We start from the raw sequence: 1,321 nt of genomic DNA on the forward strand, positions 1-1,321 counted from the left end.
TTCCTGCGTAGCAGTGCCGATCGTTTCCGTGCCAAGGCGGACATTGCCGACAATCTCCGCCAGGCTTCCATTCATCTGGCGCAATGCATCGAACAGCTGGCCGATTTCATCCCTGCTCGTTTCATCGATGCGCGACGTCAGGTCGCCGATGGCGACGCTGCGCGCCACATCGACCGCCTGATTCAGCGGCACGGTAATGCTGCGCGTAATTAGCCAGGCAAATGCGCCGCCGATGGCCAGCGCCAGCACGCCGAGCCCGTACAGCAGGATCATCAGCCTGGTGTCGTCCGATACCGAGCGGTTCAGCACATCCTTTTGCGCCGCCTGCTGCAATTCAACCAGCTTGTCCATCTCGGCTACCGCCTTCTGGTTGAGCGGGTCGATGCGGCTAGCGATCACCTTGGCGGCGCCTTCGCTGTTGAACGCGAGTGCCTGGCCAATTGCTTCCTTGAACGGCGCGGCGATTTCCTCGTCAATCCGGGCGATTTCCGCAACGATCTTCTTCTCGGCTTCGGTCAATCCAAGCGCGGCCAGCTTGTCACGCGCATCGGCATAGCGCTTGTTCTGCGCCTTGACGCGGGCCTCCTCGTTCTGCATCGCACCGACGTCCGATTGCAGGCCGATGTTTCGCATCGCCACACCCGCTTCCAGCAGCGCGCTTTTCATGGTGGCGGCATACAAGCCCTTGTTGTTGGACTGTTCCAGGCCCGTAATCAGGTGCTGCTTGTTTTGGGTCGTCAGCACGTTGCCCGTGACAACCATCATGGCGAGAATTGCCAGAATGACGCCAAACCCCGTCCACAACCTGGCCCCGATGCGCAAACTACGCAGATTCATGTTCTTCCCCTCCACCTCAGGCGTGTCGTTATAACCCCAATACGCATATTACCTTAAGGCAATTAAATAAAGTAATCCTGAGCGCACGTACAGGGTCAGAATTCTTCCCAATCGTCGCCGCCTGCGCCCGCCGATGGCAGCTTGGCCTTGGCTACCGCAAGCGGTGCTTGCTTCCTGCCAAGTACCGGCGTGGCAGCGGATTGCACTTGAAATACCCGCTGTTCGCCTACTGCGGACAGCTTGAATACAGCCACCGCCTGGGTCAGCCGGGCAGCCTGATCCTGCATGCTTTCCGCCGCAGCCGCTGCTTCTTCCACCAGCGCCGCATTCTGCTGCGTCAAGGTGTCCATCTGCGTGACGGCTTGGTTCACCTGCTCGATGCCGCTGCTCTGCTCTGCGCTCGCCGCCGCGATTTCACTCATGATGTCGGCCACATGCTTGACCGACGTGACGATCTCGTCCATGGTCTTGCCCGCCTCGTCAA

2 protein-coding genes are annotated in these 1,321 nt (G+C 59.8%); both read right to left on the bottom strand.

All coding sequences use genetic code 11. The features are described 5' to 3' along the window. Positions 1-837 (bottom strand): HAMP domain-containing protein (locus TSA66_RS27395; protein ID WP_198358836.1); only part of this gene is annotated, 837 nt, incomplete at its 3' end. Positions 838-932: 95 nt separating this feature from the next. After that, positions 933-1,321: methyl-accepting chemotaxis protein (locus TSA66_RS17150; RefSeq protein ID WP_232429486.1), on the bottom strand; the 389-nt coding region annotated here is incomplete at its 5' end.

This window comes from Noviherbaspirillum autotrophicum (assembly GCF_000818395.1).
GTDB classification, from domain to species: Bacteria; Pseudomonadota; Gammaproteobacteria; order Burkholderiales; family Burkholderiaceae_D; genus Noviherbaspirillum; species Noviherbaspirillum autotrophicum.